General features: G+C 62.8%; 15 protein-coding genes. 5 read left to right on the forward strand and 10 right to left on the reverse strand.

All coding sequences use genetic code 11. From position 1 onward, the window contains the following. Nucleotides 1-98: 98 nt before the first annotated feature. On the reverse strand, nucleotides 99-749 hold the full coding sequence (locus HYG82_RS41480) for a helix-turn-helix domain-containing protein (protein WP_179264163.1): 651 nt from the start codon (nucleotides 747-749) through the stop codon (nucleotides 99-101). A 138-nt stretch (nucleotides 750-887) separates the two neighbouring features. On the opposite strand from HYG82_RS41480, the gene HYG82_RS41485 reads away from it, so the two are divergent. From HYG82_RS41485 to HYG82_RS41495, 3 genes are all read left to right on the forward strand, one after another. After that, on the forward strand, nucleotides 888-1445 hold the full coding sequence (locus HYG82_RS41485; RefSeq protein WP_179264165.1) for a DUF4188 domain-containing protein: 558 nt from the start codon (nucleotides 888-890) through the stop codon (nucleotides 1443-1445). 25 nt (nucleotides 1446-1470) lie between these two features. Continuing rightward, on the forward strand, nucleotides 1471-1947 hold the full coding sequence (locus tag HYG82_RS41490; RefSeq protein WP_179264167.1) for a cupin domain-containing protein: 477 nt from the start codon (nucleotides 1471-1473) through the stop codon (nucleotides 1945-1947). Nucleotides 1948-2047: 100 nt separating this feature from the next. Continuing rightward, nucleotides 2048-2269: a DUF8119 family protein gene (locus HYG82_RS41495; RefSeq protein ID WP_179264169.1), complete on the forward strand. Its 222-nt coding sequence runs from the start codon at nucleotides 2048-2050 to the stop codon at nucleotides 2267-2269. Between the two features lie 74 nt (nucleotides 2270-2343). Here the strand turns inward: HYG82_RS41495 and HYG82_RS41500 are convergent, their stop codons facing one another. From HYG82_RS41500 to HYG82_RS41540, 9 genes are all read right to left on the reverse strand, one after another. Continuing rightward, the gene (locus tag HYG82_RS41500) at nucleotides 2344-2805 is read right to left on the reverse strand and encodes a universal stress protein (protein ID WP_179264171.1); all 462 of its coding nucleotides are present in this window, start codon (nucleotides 2803-2805) and stop codon (nucleotides 2344-2346) included. Between the two features lie 2 nt (nucleotides 2806-2807). Next, on the reverse strand, nucleotides 2808-4490 hold the full coding sequence (locus HYG82_RS41505) for a VC_2705 family sodium/solute symporter (RefSeq protein ID WP_179264173.1): 1683 nt from the start codon (nucleotides 4488-4490) through the stop codon (nucleotides 2808-2810). After that, a complete protein-coding gene (locus HYG82_RS41510; protein ID WP_179264175.1) occupies nucleotides 4487-4948 on the reverse strand; it encodes a DUF4212 domain-containing protein in 462 nt (153 codons plus the stop codon). The genes HYG82_RS41505 and HYG82_RS41510 overlap by 4 nt, the downstream gene beginning before the upstream one ends. A gap of 53 nt (nucleotides 4949-5001) precedes the next feature. Then, nucleotides 5002-6978, reverse strand: coding sequence for an acetate--CoA ligase (gene acs / locus HYG82_RS41515; protein ID WP_179264177.1), 1977 nt, complete (start codon nucleotides 6976-6978; stop codon nucleotides 5002-5004). Nucleotides 6979-7402: 424 nt separating this feature from the next. Further along, nucleotides 7403-9613, reverse strand: coding sequence for a bacterio-opsin activator domain-containing protein (locus HYG82_RS41520; protein ID WP_179264179.1), 2211 nt, complete (start codon nucleotides 9611-9613; stop codon nucleotides 7403-7405). A 123-nt stretch (nucleotides 9614-9736) separates the two neighbouring features. Then, nucleotides 9737-11731 (reverse strand): acetate--CoA ligase, encoded by a 1995-nt coding sequence (gene acs, locus HYG82_RS41525; protein WP_179264181.1) that lies wholly within the window; start codon nucleotides 11729-11731, stop codon nucleotides 9737-9739. Between the two features lie 176 nt (nucleotides 11732-11907). Further along, nucleotides 11908-12408, reverse strand: a complete 501-nt coding sequence (locus HYG82_RS41530) for a universal stress protein (protein WP_179264183.1) — start codon at nucleotides 12406-12408, stop codon at nucleotides 11908-11910. A gap of 101 nt (nucleotides 12409-12509) precedes the next feature. Continuing rightward, the gene (locus HYG82_RS41535) at nucleotides 12510-12962 is read right to left on the reverse strand and encodes a universal stress protein (protein WP_179264185.1); all 453 of its coding nucleotides are present in this window, start codon (nucleotides 12960-12962) and stop codon (nucleotides 12510-12512) included. Nucleotides 12963-13201: 239 nt separating this feature from the next. Beyond that, nucleotides 13202-13933: a TOBE domain-containing protein gene (locus HYG82_RS41540; RefSeq protein ID WP_179264684.1), complete on the reverse strand. Its 732-nt coding sequence runs from the start codon at nucleotides 13931-13933 to the stop codon at nucleotides 13202-13204. 206 nt (nucleotides 13934-14139) lie between these two features. Between HYG82_RS41540 and HYG82_RS41545 the strand changes: the two genes are divergently transcribed. After that, the gene (locus HYG82_RS41545; RefSeq protein WP_179264187.1) at nucleotides 14140-15069 is read left to right on the forward strand and encodes an ABC transporter substrate-binding protein; all 930 of its coding nucleotides are present in this window, start codon (nucleotides 14140-14142) and stop codon (nucleotides 15067-15069) included. A gap of 2 nt (nucleotides 15070-15071) precedes the next feature. Next, complete coding sequence (locus tag HYG82_RS41550) at nucleotides 15072-15791, forward strand: ABC transporter permease (protein WP_179264188.1); 720 nt, start codon at nucleotides 15072-15074, stop codon at nucleotides 15789-15791. Nucleotides 15792-15799 lie beyond the last annotated feature (8 nt).

Here is a 15799-nt window from a genome sequence, read left to right on the forward strand (position 1 = left end):
TGTTCCACTCTCTGACGAGGTTAGGTGGTTTCGTTTTCGGCGTGTTGTTCTCGGAACGCACCCGTCGGGAGCACAGCCACTCGCAGCGACCTACCGCGTTATCGCACGCGTCTCCCCTTCGCTTCCGGGCCTGACAGAAACCATTTGAGCACCGTCGCCTGCCCGCGACGGAGAATCGTACTCGCGGTCGACTTGTCGACGTCGACTGTGTCGGCGAGGTCCGCGAGCGTACACTCCCGCGGAACTTCGAAGTAGCCCTCGCGTATGGCGGCTTCGAGGACCTCCCGCTGGCGATCGGTCAACAGCGATTCCGTCTCCGTCGTGGTGATCACCGACTGCAGTTCGTACGCGACGTCCGCCGTCTCCAGTACCGTCTGGAGGCGCTCGAGTTCCTCGCGCGTTCCGGTCAGGTCGAATGTAAACCAGCCGTTCCGGGCGACGATTGGGAACTCGATGGGGAGCGACGAGGTATCGACGAACTCGTACAGGTTCGTATCTGACACCTCGTACTTGCCGAGCGCGCGTCTGCCGGCCGATTCGAGCAATTCGAAACGGGCGATCGCCGGATGAGCGCGCATCGCGTCGACGCAGGCGTCGGCTTCGTCGGCGACGATTTCGCCGAGTTCGATCGCTTTCCCCTCCAACCGATAGCCGGCCAGGAGTTTGAAGCTCGCATCGGGAAACGCCTCCGAAACCTCCCTCACCCACACGCCGTCCGGCAGACGGATACGAAACTGCGCGCGGATCATCGTCGATCCTCGATGACGGTCGGCAGTCGGTCTACGGTCGGCTCGTACCGGTCTGCGACGACCGGATATCGGACGGCGGGAGTCGACACCAACATGTTGGGGCAATCGGCAAGCAGGAACGCCACGAGTATGAGTGTGATGACGGAACGGGACGACGCTACTGAGGACGTGATCGAACGGAGAGTCACCGCCGAACGCGACGAGGAGTTCGTCGTCTTCCACATCGGAATGCGAATTAACGCGTTCTGGAAGGTTCATCGATGGCTCCCGCTGCTGTTGCTCGCTCCTCGGCTGGTTCGTGAGTTGCTCGGTGATACGGAATCCGGCCTCCTCGAGAGTCGAACGGTGGTGGGCCCCGGCATCAGGAACGTCGCCTTCGTCCAGTACTGGGAATCGTTCGATGCCCTCCGGGCGTATGCCCACGACGGCGACCGGTTACACGTCCCCGCCTGGCAGAAGTACTACGAGAACGGAACCAAAGAGGACCCCGCCGTCGGCATCTGGCACGAAACCTATCTCGTGGACGCCGACGGATACGAGACCGTGTACAATAATATGCCAGCACAGGGACTCGCGGCGTGTGACGGGACGGAGGTGGTGCCGGCGACGGACGGTCGAGAGACCGCGGCCGACCGACTGGAACGCGCTGGCGAGGCAGATACGTCCGTCGACGCGGTATCCGACACCGAACAATAAACAACCGGCGCGAGTGAGAGGCGGTATGGAAAAGGTAAACGAGTCGACCGTCGACTGGAAAGCGTACGACCGCGAGGAAACTGTCTTCCGGCGAAAGGAACTTTCGAGCGCCGTCGATGCCTCGGACCTCGGTTGCAGCCTGTACGAACTCCCGGCGGGAATGCGGTCGTGGCCGTACCACTATCACACGGCAAACGAGGAGGCGATCTACGTACTGGAAGGTGACGGACAGCTGAAAACTGCTGACGGCCTCGAGTCGCTGACGGCCGGCGACTTCGTGACCCTGCCGGCAGACGAAAGCGGCGGTCATCGGATCATCAACGACGGCGACGAGCCGCTCCGGTATCTGATGATGTCGACGATGAACGAGCCGGACGTCACCATCTATCCCGAGATGAACAAGTTCGGCGTCTACGTCGGCTCACCCCCGGGTGGTCGCGACGAACGGACGTTCGAGGGATACTACCGGATCGACGACGAGACGGAATACTGGGACGAGTAAGCGGACGAGGACGGACTCGAACGATCCCTCCGACAAGCTTTTTCGAAACCCTGCGGAACAGTCTCACCATGGTCGACTCCGGGAGCCGGGTGACGGTTCGATGACGGGGCTTCGCGAGTGGCTCGAGACCGCCCGCGAGGAACGGTGGGGGATTCTGACCGATCTGGCGTTCGCTGTCGTCTGGGTGACAGCGGTCGATCTCGTCTTCCGGGTCCTCGACGGGCCGACGTGGGCGTACTACATGTTCATGCTCGCGGGAATCGCGGCCTATTTCGGCCTGATCTGGAGTTTCAAACTCGCGACCGGTCAACAGGATCGGTAGCGCTCGGTCGTCCGTCGACCGGGCCGGTGTGGACGGTTTCACAACCGGAAAAATGCCGTCGTCTCCGCAATCCGCTAGTCGGTATCCTCGACGTCGACGACGAGGACCGGAACGTGCGTCGATCGAAGCGTCCGTTCGGTGACGCTGCCGAGCAATGCTCGTCTGATCCCCGAGCGACCGTGCGACCCCATGACGACGAGGTCGACGTCCTGATCGTCGATGTAATTCGCGATCAGCGAGTGCGGTTTCCCCGCCGAAACGTGCTCGACGGTCTCGAGGCCGCGGTCTCGAGCGCGGTCGGCGACGTAGCCGGTCGCTCGATCGGCCCGCTCGCGGACCTCCTCCATCTCGCCGTACCGGCCCTGTTCGATGCGGTCGAGTTGTTCGCCGCCGAGGCTGAGGCTCATCGAATCGGTGTCGACGACGTACAGGGCGTGTACGGTCGCCCCGTACTGCTCGGCGAGATCGAGCGCGTGTTCGACGGCCGCTTCGGCCGTATCGCTGCCGTCCGTGGGAACGAGTATCTGGTCGTACATTGTTAGTCTCCCGAAGGGGTCTCGCCCCCGTCGGTGACGACGTCTTCGGCGGTTTGCTGGCGAGTCATGGGTTCGGGGCTGTGACACTGGCGGACGATCTTTTTCGTCTCCATATCCGGCTCGTCGGTCGCCATCGACACGACGATAGTGACGGCGAACACGACCGGGACCGCGATTAGTGCGGAGCCGATCGCGGGTACCCATTGGGCGAGCACCGGAACGTACGGGCCTTCGGCACCAGTGTACGTCGGCATCACTTCGTTTATCATCGGAATCGTCCAGATGGTCAGTCCGGTGAGCATGCCGGCGAGCGCGCCCTGCCGATTGGTGTTTTCCCACCACATTCCGAGGAAGAACATCGGGAAGAGCACGGAACCGGCAAGCGAGAACGCATAGGACACCAGCGCAGCGATGGGTGCCGCCGGGTTGAGCGCGGCCACCGTCGTCAGCACGCCCAGTGCGACGATGCTCAGACGCCCGACCAGCACCTGCTGGCGCTGGGTCGCGTCGGGGTTGATGATATTCGTGTAGATGTCGTGAGATATCGCCGACGAACCGGCGATGAACAGCCCGGCGACCGTCGCGATCGCCGCGGCGATACCGCCAGCGGCGACGAGGCCGACGAACCACTGTGGAAGTTCCGCCAACTGCGCCGCGAGGACGACGATGACGTCACCGGCGGCGCTGCTCATCCCGGGATCGCCGTAGACCGCACCGACGTTCTCCGAAAAGAGATCGGTGCCGAACGCGGCGAACGCGGGGGCGCTCCAGTACAGCAGGCAGATGAAGAACAGCCCCCAGACCGTCGACCAACGGGCGGTCCGCTCGCTCTCGACCGTGTAGAACCGAACCAGCACGTGCGGGAGTCCGCACGTGCCGACGATCAACGAGAAACACGTCGCGATCCACAGATAGTAGCTCCCGCTCGTGAAGGGTTCGCTGAACTCGTTGCCGAGTTGGCTGATCAGCGCTCCGTACTCGAGTTGCGGAAGCACCGTCGAGTACCCCTGCGTGAAGCCGACGACGTAGAGGCCGACGATGAACGCGGTGATGAGGATGACGTACTGGACGGCCATGTTCTTCGTCGCGCCCAGCATCCCCGAGATAGTGAGGTACCCGACCGTGATTGCCATCATGAACACGACCATCGACTGGTAGCCGGATAACCCGGGTAGCCCGATGTCGCCGAAGATGTAGAGGCCGACCAGACCCATGCCTCGAGCCTGTCCGATCGAGTAGACGAACCCGATGAGGAAGGTGGTAACCGCGGCGATCGCACGTGCAGCGTCAGAATTGAAGCGGTCGCCGACGAAATCCGGTGCGGTGTACTTCCCGAACCGGCGTAGCTGTGCGGCCAGAAAGATTAACAAAATGAAATAGCCCGTCGTCCAACCGACGACGAACGCCAGGCCATAGAAGCCAGACAGTGCGATCAGCGCCGCCATCCCGAGGTAGGATGCGGCGGACATCCAGTTTGCGCCGATCGCCATTCCGTTCTCGACGTTTCCGATGGATCGGCCGGCGACCCACATGTCCTCGGTATCGGCAACGCGGAAGACGAAACCGATCGCGAGGAACAGGAGCAACATCGAAAGGACCAGGATGGCTGGGCCGATCTTGAACGAAACGTTCAGTCCCTCCGGGAGGAGCCCGCTCTGCAAGACGACGCTTGCAGCCCCGGTCATTCGTCGTCACCTCCTCCAGTCTGGTGCCCGCCGTCGGTCACCGCAGCTTCGCCACCGCGGCCGGTTTCCTCGGTGGTCGAGTGCTCGATACCGTACTTCCGGTCGAGCGCATCTCGCTTCCGTGCGTACCAAAACGAGAGGATCAGTGCGCCGGTCGGCGCACCGATTGCGACGAGGAAATAGTGCAGCGGAAAGCCGAATCCCGGAACCTGGCTCGTCATGACGCCGGGTGCGAATCGCGTCAGCGTCACCGGACCGAAGACGATGACGAACCAGATCGCGAAGCCGGTCCAGACCACGCGGAGATGGTCGCGCATGAACAGCGTACTCGGCTTCAGCAGGTTTACCTCCGCGTTGAGATAGTCGGTGTTTCGGTGGGCCTGGCCGGGTTTTCCGGCAACGCCACCGTCAGTTGCGGCTCGTTCGGCAGTCGAATCATGGTTGTTATTGTCTGGCATATGATCGTAAATTGCGTGTTATGGTGCGTGTGTCCTCGAAAATCGGATGTTTGTCAGTCGCTCGATACCTGCTCTGCAATATCGTCGACGACGTCGGGGTTGCGCAGCGTCGACGTGTTACCGAGGTCGTTCCCGCTCGCGATATCCTCGAGCAGGCGGCGCATGATCTTGCCCGAGCGGGTCTTGGGGAGCTCGGGCGTGAATATCACTTCCTCGGGTTTGGCGATCGGCCCGATGGAGTCGAGGACGCCGTCGATGACACGCTCTTCGAGATCGTCGTTCGGCTCGTAGCCGTCTTCGGAAATAGCATAGACGTAGACGGCTTCGCCTTTCACCTCGTGTTCGCCACCGACGACCGCGGCTTCGGCAATACCTTCGACGCCAACGACCGCCGATTCGATCTCCATCGTTCCGAGGCGGTGGCCGGAGACGTTTATCACGTCGTCGACCCGTCCGAGGATGGTGATGTAGCCGTCGTCGTCGATCTTCGCACCGTCTTCGGGGAAGTAGACCCACTCGTCGGCCTCCTCGTCGGAGTACTCCTGCCAGTACTCGTCTATGAACCGCTCGTCGTTGTTGTACAGCGTCCGGAGCATGCCGGGCCAGGGATTGTCGACCGTGACGTACCCTGCCTGGCCGGCGTCGACTTCCTCACCCTGTGCGTCGACGACCCGGGCGTCGATCCCCGGCAGCGGTGGACCGGCTGAACCGGGCTTCATGATATTGATCCCCGGCAGCGTCGTGATCATCATGCCACCGGTCTCGGTCTGCCACCAGGTGTCGACGATCGGGCACTCTTCGTCGCCGATGTGTTTGTAGTACCACTTCCACGCGCGCGGATTGATCGGTTCGCCGACGGTGCCGAGCAAGCGCAGACTCGAGAGGTCGTGCTTGTCGGGGTACTCCGATCCCCACTTCATGAACGCGCGGATGGCCGTCGGTGCCGTGTAGAAGATGTCGACCTCGTTTTTCTCGACGATTTCCCACAGTCGGTCTTTGTCGGGATAGTCGGGCGTCCCTTCGTACATCACGGTCGTCGTTCCGAGCGCCATCGGTCCGTACACGATGTACGAGTGGCCGGTGATCCAGCCGATGTCGGCCGAACACCAGTAGGTGTCCTCGGCCTCGATGTCGAGGACGGCGTGGCTCGTCCACGCGGTGTACGCCAGATACCCACCGGTCGTGTGCTTTACACCCTTCGGTTGACCGGTCGTCCCCGACGTGTACATCAGGAACAGCATATCCTCGGCGTCCCGCGAAACGGGCTCGACCGACGAGCCCTCGTGGTCGGCCACCAGGTCGTCGTAATCGTGCTGGTTGTCCGTGAGGTCGTGCTCTCCGTCGTCGCCCAGCCGATCGACGACGACGACGTCCGATACTCCGTGATCGACTCCCTCGAGGCCCTCGTTCGTCTTCGAGAGATGATCCAGCGCGTCGCCCCGTCGATAGTACCCGTCACAGGTGACCAGATACTCGCTTTCGGCCGAGTTCATGCGGGTCGCGAGCGCATCGGCCGAGAAGCCGGCGAAGACGACGCTGTGAGGCGCCCCGATGCGAGCGCAGGCGAGCATCGCGATCGGCAGCTCCGGTATCATCGGCATGTACAGCGTGACGACGTCGTCCTCTTCGACGCCCAGGTCACGCAGCGTCGCGGCGAAATCTTCGACTTCGTCCAGCAATTCCGCGTAGCTGTAGGTGCGCGTTTCCCCGAGTTCGCCCTCCCACTCGATCGCCGTGCTGTCGCCGGCTCCGTCTTCTACGTGACGATCGAGACAGTTGTACGACGCGTTGAGTTTGCCGCCGGTAAACCACTCGTAGAAGGGGGCATCTCCGTCCTCGAGGACGGTATCGTACGCTTCCTCCCACGAGAGAAGGTCGGCAGCACGTTCCCAACTCGCCGGCCAGTTCTCCTCGAACTCGTCGTAGATCCCCGGATCCGTGATGTTTGCTTGCTCGACGAACGACTCCGGAGGCTCGAAGGCCTCCTGTTCTTCGAGTCGCGCCTCGAGACTGGCATCATCCTGTGACATGGTACACTCCCTCAATCAACAACGATCATAGTAAAGGCGGCCTCTAGCTGTGCAAAATCGACCCGCTATTTGTGGATCCGCGTTGGAGTTACTGACTACGATCCGACCTGAACGAGGTTCGTTTCACCGGGAAAATACAGAACACAATCGCCCATCATCGTTCGGTACTGATCGGTCCGTGTCGGATCGGAATTCTCACGGGGAACAGAATGGCTGTCTAGAGATTTAGGATCGAATCGTTCATCCGAAGGCACCGATCGGCTCCTGATTGCCCGCCGTCACCCAGTGGTCGCGAGTTACCTGTTCAATTCCTGCCTGTGGTCGCGAGTTACCTGTTCAATTCCTGCCTGTGGTCGCGAGTTACCTGTTCAATTCCTGCCTGTGGTCGCGAGTTACCTGTTCAATTCCTGCCTGTGGTCGCGAGTTACCTGTCCGGTTCGTCGAAGAACGTCCGAAGCAATTCGTGCTGGCCTTTCCGCAGGTGGTTGTGCAACGTCGGCGAGGAAACGCCCATCGCGTCGGCAACTTCCTCGGCGGTGCTTTCACGGGGCCAATCGTAGTACCCTCCGAAGTAGGCCGCCCGGAGCGCCGCCTCCTGACGATCCGTCAGCCGATCTTCGAGGCCCTCCCGGAACTCGCGAGCCGTCTGGACGGTTCGTTCGACTTCGCGTTTCCCGACCAGTTTCGAGTCGGGAAACGCTGCGCGGAGGCCATCGACGATCGTTCGGAGATCTGCGTCGGCCGCGCAGTCACCGGTGATCGTCGCCGCCCCACCCTCGAAAACCGCTCCGTGAACGGTAACGCCGTACTCGCTCAAGGTGACGACCGGACAGGAGCCATCGACGATGAACTCGACGCGCCAGCCGTCCTCGTGCGTCTCGACGAGACGGCAGTCCTCGATCCCCGGATCGGCCTCGGCGAGTACGAAGACGTCCGCCGGCGATGCCCCCTCGAGGCGAACGTAATAGAGCCGCGTCGATTCCCCGATCGGGACCAGCGAATCGAGCTCGAATCGGCAGTCGAATTGCCCCGAGGCGTCGACGAGGAACGATCGGTCGTCGCGACACGTAACCTCGAGTTCGGTCACCCGATCCGATAACAGAAGGTTTCGCCGACGAATGGCGGCGATCGCGTAGCCGATCTGGTGGCCGATCGTCTCGAGCCAGCCTCGCTCGTCGTCTTCGAACGCAGCCTGACGCTCGGTCGCGACCGAAAGCGTCCCGTAAACGGTATCGCCGTAGGCCAGGGATACCCGTGCGACGGCTCCCTCGAACGACTCGCCGTCGATCGTCGCCGTGACGTCGTCCGCAACGATGACCGATCGGTCTTCTGTGCCGACGGGATCAGACGGCCGCAGGTCATCGCCGACGGACGATTCGTCCTCGCGCCATTTGTCGGGTACGACCTGCTCGACCACGTCCGGCTCGATCCCGCCTGACGCGCGCCATTCTCGACGGTGGTCCGCCACTGTCGCCCGGTCGATCCAGGCGAAGTCGTAGGCACGACCGTCGGCGAGCGCCGCACACGTCGTCGTCTCGACTTCCTCGTGATCGGTCGACTCGAGCAGCGCGTGGGTGACGTCTCGATGGCACCGAGCGACCGCGTACAGTTCTGCGAGTTCGGCACGGCGCTCGCGCGCAGCCTCGAGTTCGTCGTGGGCGGCCGTGACGTCGCGCACGAAGACGGCAAAGCCCCTGTGGCGTCCCCGGTCGTCTCGAAGCGGCGAGACGACTTCGGTCGCGCGAAACAGCGAACCGTCCTTGTGGACGCGCCAGCCGTCGGTTTCCATGCCTGACTCCTCGAGAGCCGTCGAGAGGGTCCGTTCGGGTTCACTCTTCTCGACGGCGTCGTCGGGATAAAAAGCCGAAACGTGCGTCCCGACGATCTCTCCGGCTCTGTAGCCGAACATTGCGGCCGCGCTACGGTTCCAGCGTTCGACGTAGCCGTCCTCGTCGAGACGAACCAGCCCGTACCGGTCGCTCGCGGCGAGCAACAGTCGGACGACGCTGTCGTCACTCACCGCGGGACCGGACTGTGGGATACCAGATCGGGGGCCGGACGGCCGCTCGACGGCGTCGAACGCGTCGACTATCTCGGCGTCCGACGGTTCCGGCAGATAGGGCTCGAGAGCTTCGAAACTCTGCCAGCCGCCCGCCGTCTTGACAACACGGGGGTTGACGTCGTGTTCGATCAGGGCCGTGTGGGCGAAATACTGTCGGAGGTCGCTCGTAGAGACGTCCGCAAGGTTCGGATCTCCGATCAGTTCGCTCGCGCGTTCGGCGACGTCCGAGACGAGCATCTGGAGCCGGCGGGCCGTAACGGTGAAAATCCGATCGTCGCGCGTGAGGTCGTTACTGCGGGCGTACCGCCGCAGCTCGCGTTCGACGCGAGTCGGAAGGTACGCGGTTCGGTCGCGCCCGGCATCATCGTCCGGCACCCGCACCAGATATCGGGGCGGATCGATCCGCACCTGTTCGATGTCGTCGATCGTGAGTCGCGTCAGCTCTGCCGGTCGGAGCCCCACGTCACCACAGAGACGAAGCACCAGCGCCTCGCGGTAGGTCCCGGCGGCATCGAGGAACGTTTCGAACTCCTGTCGCGTCAGCACCGACGCCTCGGGCTCCTCGAGACTCATGGTTCGCTCGTTCTGGAGACGCGAACATAACTGTATCGTCTGTGGCCGCGTTCTATGGCGAATAAGTAGGTTGGCCGCATCTCCACCCCTAACGTCCGTTTCGCGATAGTAGGAAAAGCGAAATCATGGCGTTCGTTCGCTGCCGTCGTCTTCGATTTCGGCCTGTATCTCGCCGACGATCTCGGGATTGCGCAGCGCGCTCGTATCGCCCAGTTCTTCGCCGTTGGCGACGTCCTCGAGCAGACGGCGCATGATCTTGCCCGATCGCGTCTTGGGGAGTTCCGGCGTGAAGACCACGGCCGTCGGTCTGGCGATCGGCCCGATCGAAGACTCGATATTTTCGAAAATCGCCTGTCGGACGGCTGTGTTCGGATCGCGGCCGCGCTCCGTGCTCACGTACGCGTAGATTTCGGTGTCACCAGTCTCGCTCGAGCGGCCGACGACAGCGGCCTCGGCGACGCCATCGACGTCGGCGATTGCGCTTTCGATTTCCATGGTGCCCAGTCGGTGGCCGGAGACGGAGATCACGTCGTCGACCCGGCCGAGGACGGAGATGTAGCCGTCATCGTCGATGCGGGCCGTGTCACCGCTGAAGTAGCGCCACTCGTCGGCATCGGGGTCGGAGAACCGCTGCCAGTACTCGGCGACGAATCGCTCGTCGTTGTCGTACAGCGTTCTGGCCATCCCCGGCCACGGACGGGTAATCGTGAGGTAGCCGGCCTCACCCGGCGTGACCTCGTCTCCGCTCTGGTCGACGATCTCGACGTCGATTCCCGGGAGCGCCGGACCGGCGGAGCCGGGTTTCATCTCGTCGATTCCCGGCAGCGTCGAAATCGCCACGGCACCGGTTTCGGTCTGCCACCAGGTGTCGACCACTGGACAGTCGCCGCCGCCGACGTGTTCGCGGTACCAGTTCCACGGGCGGGGGCTGATCGGCTCACCGACGGTACCGAGCAAGCGCAGGCTCGAGAGGTCGTATCCGCCCGGATACTCGGCACCCCATTTCATGAACGCACGAATGGCCGTCGGCGCCGTGTAAAAGACGTCGACGGCGTTGCGGTCGACGATCTTCCAGAGCCGATCGCGATCCGGATAATCGGGAGTTCCCTCGTACATCACCGTCGTCGTCCCCAGCGCGAGCGGGCCGTACACGATGTACGAGTGGCCGGTGATCCAGCCGATGTCGGCCGCACACCAGTAGGTGTCGGCAGGTTTTACGTCGAGAACGGCGTGACTCGTCCACGCCACGTGGGCGAGATAACCCCCGGTTGCGTGGACGACGCCCTTCGGCTCGCCGGTCGTCCCCGACGTGTACATGAGAAACAGCATGTCCGTCGCCTTCCGGGAGACCGGCTCGACAGTTTCGCCAGCGAACTCCTCACGGAGCTCGTGATAGTCCCACTCGTCGTCGCCGAGTACGTGTGGTAAATCGTCTCCGAGCCGGTCGACGACGACTGTTCGGACGTCTTGCTCGCATCCGATACGGGCGTTGTCGGCCTTACTCTTCTGGTTGAAGGCATCTCCGCGGCGGTAGTATCCGTCACAGGTGACGAGGTACTCGCTGTCAGCAGCCGCCATTCGCGTCGCGAGTGCATCCGCCGAGAGCCCCGCAAAGACGACGCTGTGTGGTGCGCCGATCCGAGCGCAGGCCAGCATCGCGATCGGCAGTTCCGGGATCATCGGCAGGTAGATCGTGACGACGTCATCCTCTTCGACGCCGAGGTTCCGCAGGGCCGCCGCGAATTCGTTGACCTCGACGTACAGATCCCGATAGGTGTAGGTCCGTCGCTCCCCTTGCTTTCCCTCCCAGCGGATCGCCGCGTGGTTCTTTCGCCCCGCCTCGAGGTGTCGGTCGAGGCAGTTGTAGGCGGCGTTGAGCCGACCGTCCGGAAACCACCGATAAAAGGGCGCATCCGTTTCATCGAGAACGGTCTCGTATTCGTCGTCCCACGAAAGGAGGTCTGCCGCTCGCTCCCAGCACGCCGGCCAGTTCTCTGCGAACGCCTCGTAGATGCCCGGGTCCGAGACGTTCGCCTGTTCGACGAACGACTGCGGCGGGCTGTGGGTGGCCCCCGTCAACGCGGCGGCGTCTCGGTTCCACCCGTTCCGATCGTCCATATTTCGTGCGAATCGTAGTCGGACAGCGGAATAAACGTTCCTCCGAATCGCCGTCCAGCGTGCGATTTGTGACCCCCGACTGCGGTGTGCGATCCGTGAAATTCAGGGTGGGCGCTTTCACAGATCGTATTCGGCAATCGTCTCCCCCGTTGCTGTCCAGCCGGTTGCATTCGCCGTCAAAGGCCGTTCTGGGTCGAATCGATATCGGCCATGTCGTCCGGATCGGCGTCGCTGTCGGGTTCGCGAACCACGTAGACGTCGTAGCGCTGATCGTTTGCGACGGGGCTCCCGACGCTGGACTGGGGTGCGATGACCGAGCCGGCGTTCTCGGAGCCGATGAAGACGACCGAGGCCTCGATTTCGCCGGCGATCCGCCGAATTTCGCGAACGACGTTCGTCGTCGACGTCGCAGTTGGCTCGTCGGAACTCACCCGTTCGATTCGAACGGTCGCTGCCGGTGCAACCTCGGTGGCGCGACGGTTCATCCCTTCGGCGATCGCTTCCGGATCGAACGGTTCGCCCTCCGTAATCCACCCTCGATCCCGAGCATATCCGGCATCGTCCGGAATGACCGTCACCACGATGACCTCCTCGTCGAGCAGGTCGCCGAACGTCGACGCGCGCTCGAGCGCTTTCGTCGCTAACTCCGATCCGTCGAACGGAACGAGCAGTGACATACGGCTACGTCACACAACCGCGAAGGTAAGTGTTCTCCCTCCATCACTCGGGGTGGCATCCATACTGTCGGTTCCTGCCGGGCTCACCCTGTCGTTCGTACTCAGGCCGACCCGGTAGAAGACGCACTCGAGTTCCCGACGACCAGTACCGTCCGATCTGCGACCCTGACGACTCTGTCCACGGTGCTTCCGAGCAATGCACCTTTGAAGGAAGACCGGCCGCGCGCTCCGACCACGACCACATCGATATCCGTCGCTGTCGCGTACTGGAGGATCTCTTCGTGGGGAACACCGGTTCGAACCGTTGTCTCGACGGCCACGCCGGCATTCGCCGCCCGCGCTTCGAGTTCCTCGAGCCAGCCCGCAGCCCGCTCTCGAAGGTGTTGTTCGGCCTCTTCAGGGTCGATTATACCCGTGTCGTATGCAGTTCGGTCGTCGACGACGGCGATTCCGTACAGCGATGCGTCGAATCGCTCGGCGAGTTCGACTGCGTGGTCGACGGCGGTCGACGCGGTCTCGCTTCCGTCGGTCGCGACCAGTATGGAATCGTACATGCGTACCGATAGGGGTTGCTGTGAGATAGTACTGTGGCTCTCGGGATGGCGAACTGACCCTGATCCAATTCCGCACGGTGCTGCGAGCAGGGGTAGAGACGGTGAACGCGACAACAGTGTGCTTCGAGACTAGATCAAGGGGCCCCGCAAACCGGGCCCAGCCTGATCCATCGGCTTTCGAGTCGCGCAAACGGACAGCGAGCGTCACGGAGTGCTGTGTCGACTGTTACTCCGGACGGTCAGCCGCCCTCGCCTCGTCGCCTCGACTCCTCGGTCGCGACCCCTCGTGCAGCCGTCGCCTTCACAGAGGCGACGACTGACCGACCGGACTCCAGTCCGAGTGCCTCGACGCTCCGACGCGTGACGAGCGCCACGAGCTCGGGGAGCTCGTCGCCGGCTGTCGGTTCGTTTTCGAGTTCGATTCCTACTCGAGCGACGGCGTTGCCGGTCTCGAGCCACGAGACAGTTCCCGGAAAGCGGTTGCGGACGCTGGTTCCGTCGGCCGGCGGTGCGTCGCTCGGAGCGTGAAGGCTGACCGCGTCAGATCGAATCGACACGGCAACGGATGGGGTGTCCGCGGGAACGACCGCGAGGACCGTCCCCGCACCCGTCTCGACGGTTGCGAGTTCTCCGTCGCGTTCGACCACTGTTCCCGAAAGCACCGACTCGTCGACGCGAGCGACGCCCTCGTAGGCCGCGACCAGCCGGTCGAATCGCTCGAGGAGACTCCGGGCCGCCTCCGTCAACGAACTGCCGCCCCCATCGGCCCCACCGCGAGTGCGCTGTACCAGAGGCCCGACCGAGTCCTCGAGCGCGACGACCCGTTGTTGGAGGCGCGGATACGACCGCTCGAGTGCGTCGGCCGCGCCGGACAGCGAACCACAGTCGTCGATGGCGCGCAGCATCTCGACGTCGGTGCGATCGACGGTCACGTCGTCGATTCGCAGGTAGGGATCGAACTCCTTTTCCATGGTCATCGGTGGATCACACGGCGGGTCCGGCACCTCGAGTGAGGAACCGCTCGAATTCGGATTCGTGTTCGGATGGTAAGTTCGTTTGCATCGAATCCACCGAGCGCGACAACCACAGAACGCGGATCGATTGCCGAGTCCTCACTCGAAGATTCGGTTCGACCTGCATGCAAAGGTATTTGTGGAGCCTTTCCATCGATGTTCCCATGGCGATACAACGACGACGGTTCGTCGCAGCTGTGGGGACAGGTGCGCTCGCCGGACTCGCGGGCTGCTCGGGGTTGACCGGGAAAACGGACGATGGGAATCCGACCGTCGCCGGCGAGACGCTGACGTTGACGACGACGACGAGTACGTACGATACAGGCTTACTTGGCGAACTCAACGTGCCATTTCAGGACATGTACGGTGTAACGGTCGACTCCGTCGCAAAGGGGACCGGGGCAGCCCTCGAGACGGCACGGAACGGTGATTCGGACGTCGTGATGGTACACGCCCGATCGCTGGAGGACGAATTCATGCGCGAGGGATACGGCGTGAACCGTCGCGACCTCATGTTCAACGACTTCGTCATCGTCGGACCGGAGTCCGATCCAGCCGGCATCCAGGGCACGAGTTCGGCGGCCGACGCGTTCGCAACGATCGCGGATTCACAGGCGGCGTTCGTCTCTCGAGGGGACAACTCCGGAACGCACACCAAGGAACTCATCGTCTGGGACCAGGCCGGCGTCGAACCGGGCGGTGACTGGTATCAGGAAACCGGTCAGGGAATGGGCGAGGTGTTGAATATTGCCAACCAACAGAGCGCGTACACTCTCTCGGACCGGGGAACCTTCCTCTCGCAGCGATCCGAGATCGACCTCACGATCCTCGTTCAGGGACCGATCGAGGGCGGTCCGGAACTCCTCGCCAATCCGTACGGGGTCATCGCGGTCAATCCGGCAGTTCACGAGAACGTCAATTACGACCTGGCGATGGCCTACATCGGGTATCTCACGAGTCCGCAGGCACAGGACCTCATCGAAAATTACGAAGCGAACGGGGAGCAGTTGTTCTTCCCCCGTGCCCTCTCCGAGGAACCGAACTTCCAGCAGTACGTTCCGGAAGGCTGGAGTGGGACTAACTCAGACAGGTAACCGTGCTTGTCGGTACGCTCACACCCGTCGCGACGCCGTTCCTCGTGGACATCCCTTTCGATACGGTGTACGTTCGGAGCATCATCGTCGTCTCGTTGTACGTCAGCGTTATCGCCGTCCTGTTGAGCGCCGCCGTGAGCCTGCCAATCGCGCTGATCGTGGGATTTTCCAGGTTCCCGGGAAAGCGGTTTCTCACGTCGGTCATCAACACGGGAATGGGCTTCCCGAGCGTGGTCGTCGGGTTACTGGTCCTGTTTCTCGTCTCGAATCAGGGTCCGCTCGGCGAGTTCGAACTCGTGTTCACGAAGCGGGCGATGATCATGTCGCAGTTCGTCCTCGCGACGCCGCCGATAACCGCCATCAGCCTCGCAGCGATTGCCGGCGTCGATCAGAACGTTCGCGACGCCGCCCACGCTCTCGGGGGGACTCGCGTTGACGTCGCGCTCGTGACAATCAAGGAAGCTCGCTACGGGATCGCGACGGCGGTGCTTGCCGGATTCGGACGTGCGATCAGCGAAGTCGGCTCCGTTCTCATCGTCGGCGGGAACATCGCCGGGGCGGATGGCGTCTCGAAAACCCGAACGCTGACGACCGCCATCTCGCTCGAGGCCCGTCAGGGCCGATACGAGACGGCGATGGTTCTCGGCGGGATACTGTTTATCCTCGTCTTGCTCGTCAACGCGGTGGTCGTTCGCCTCGGCGACCAAGGGGTGCAACGGTGATGACCCGT

Source organism: Natrinema halophilum (assembly GCF_013402815.2).
Taxonomy (GTDB): domain Archaea; phylum Halobacteriota; class Halobacteria; order Halobacteriales; family Natrialbaceae; genus Natrinema; species Natrinema halophilum.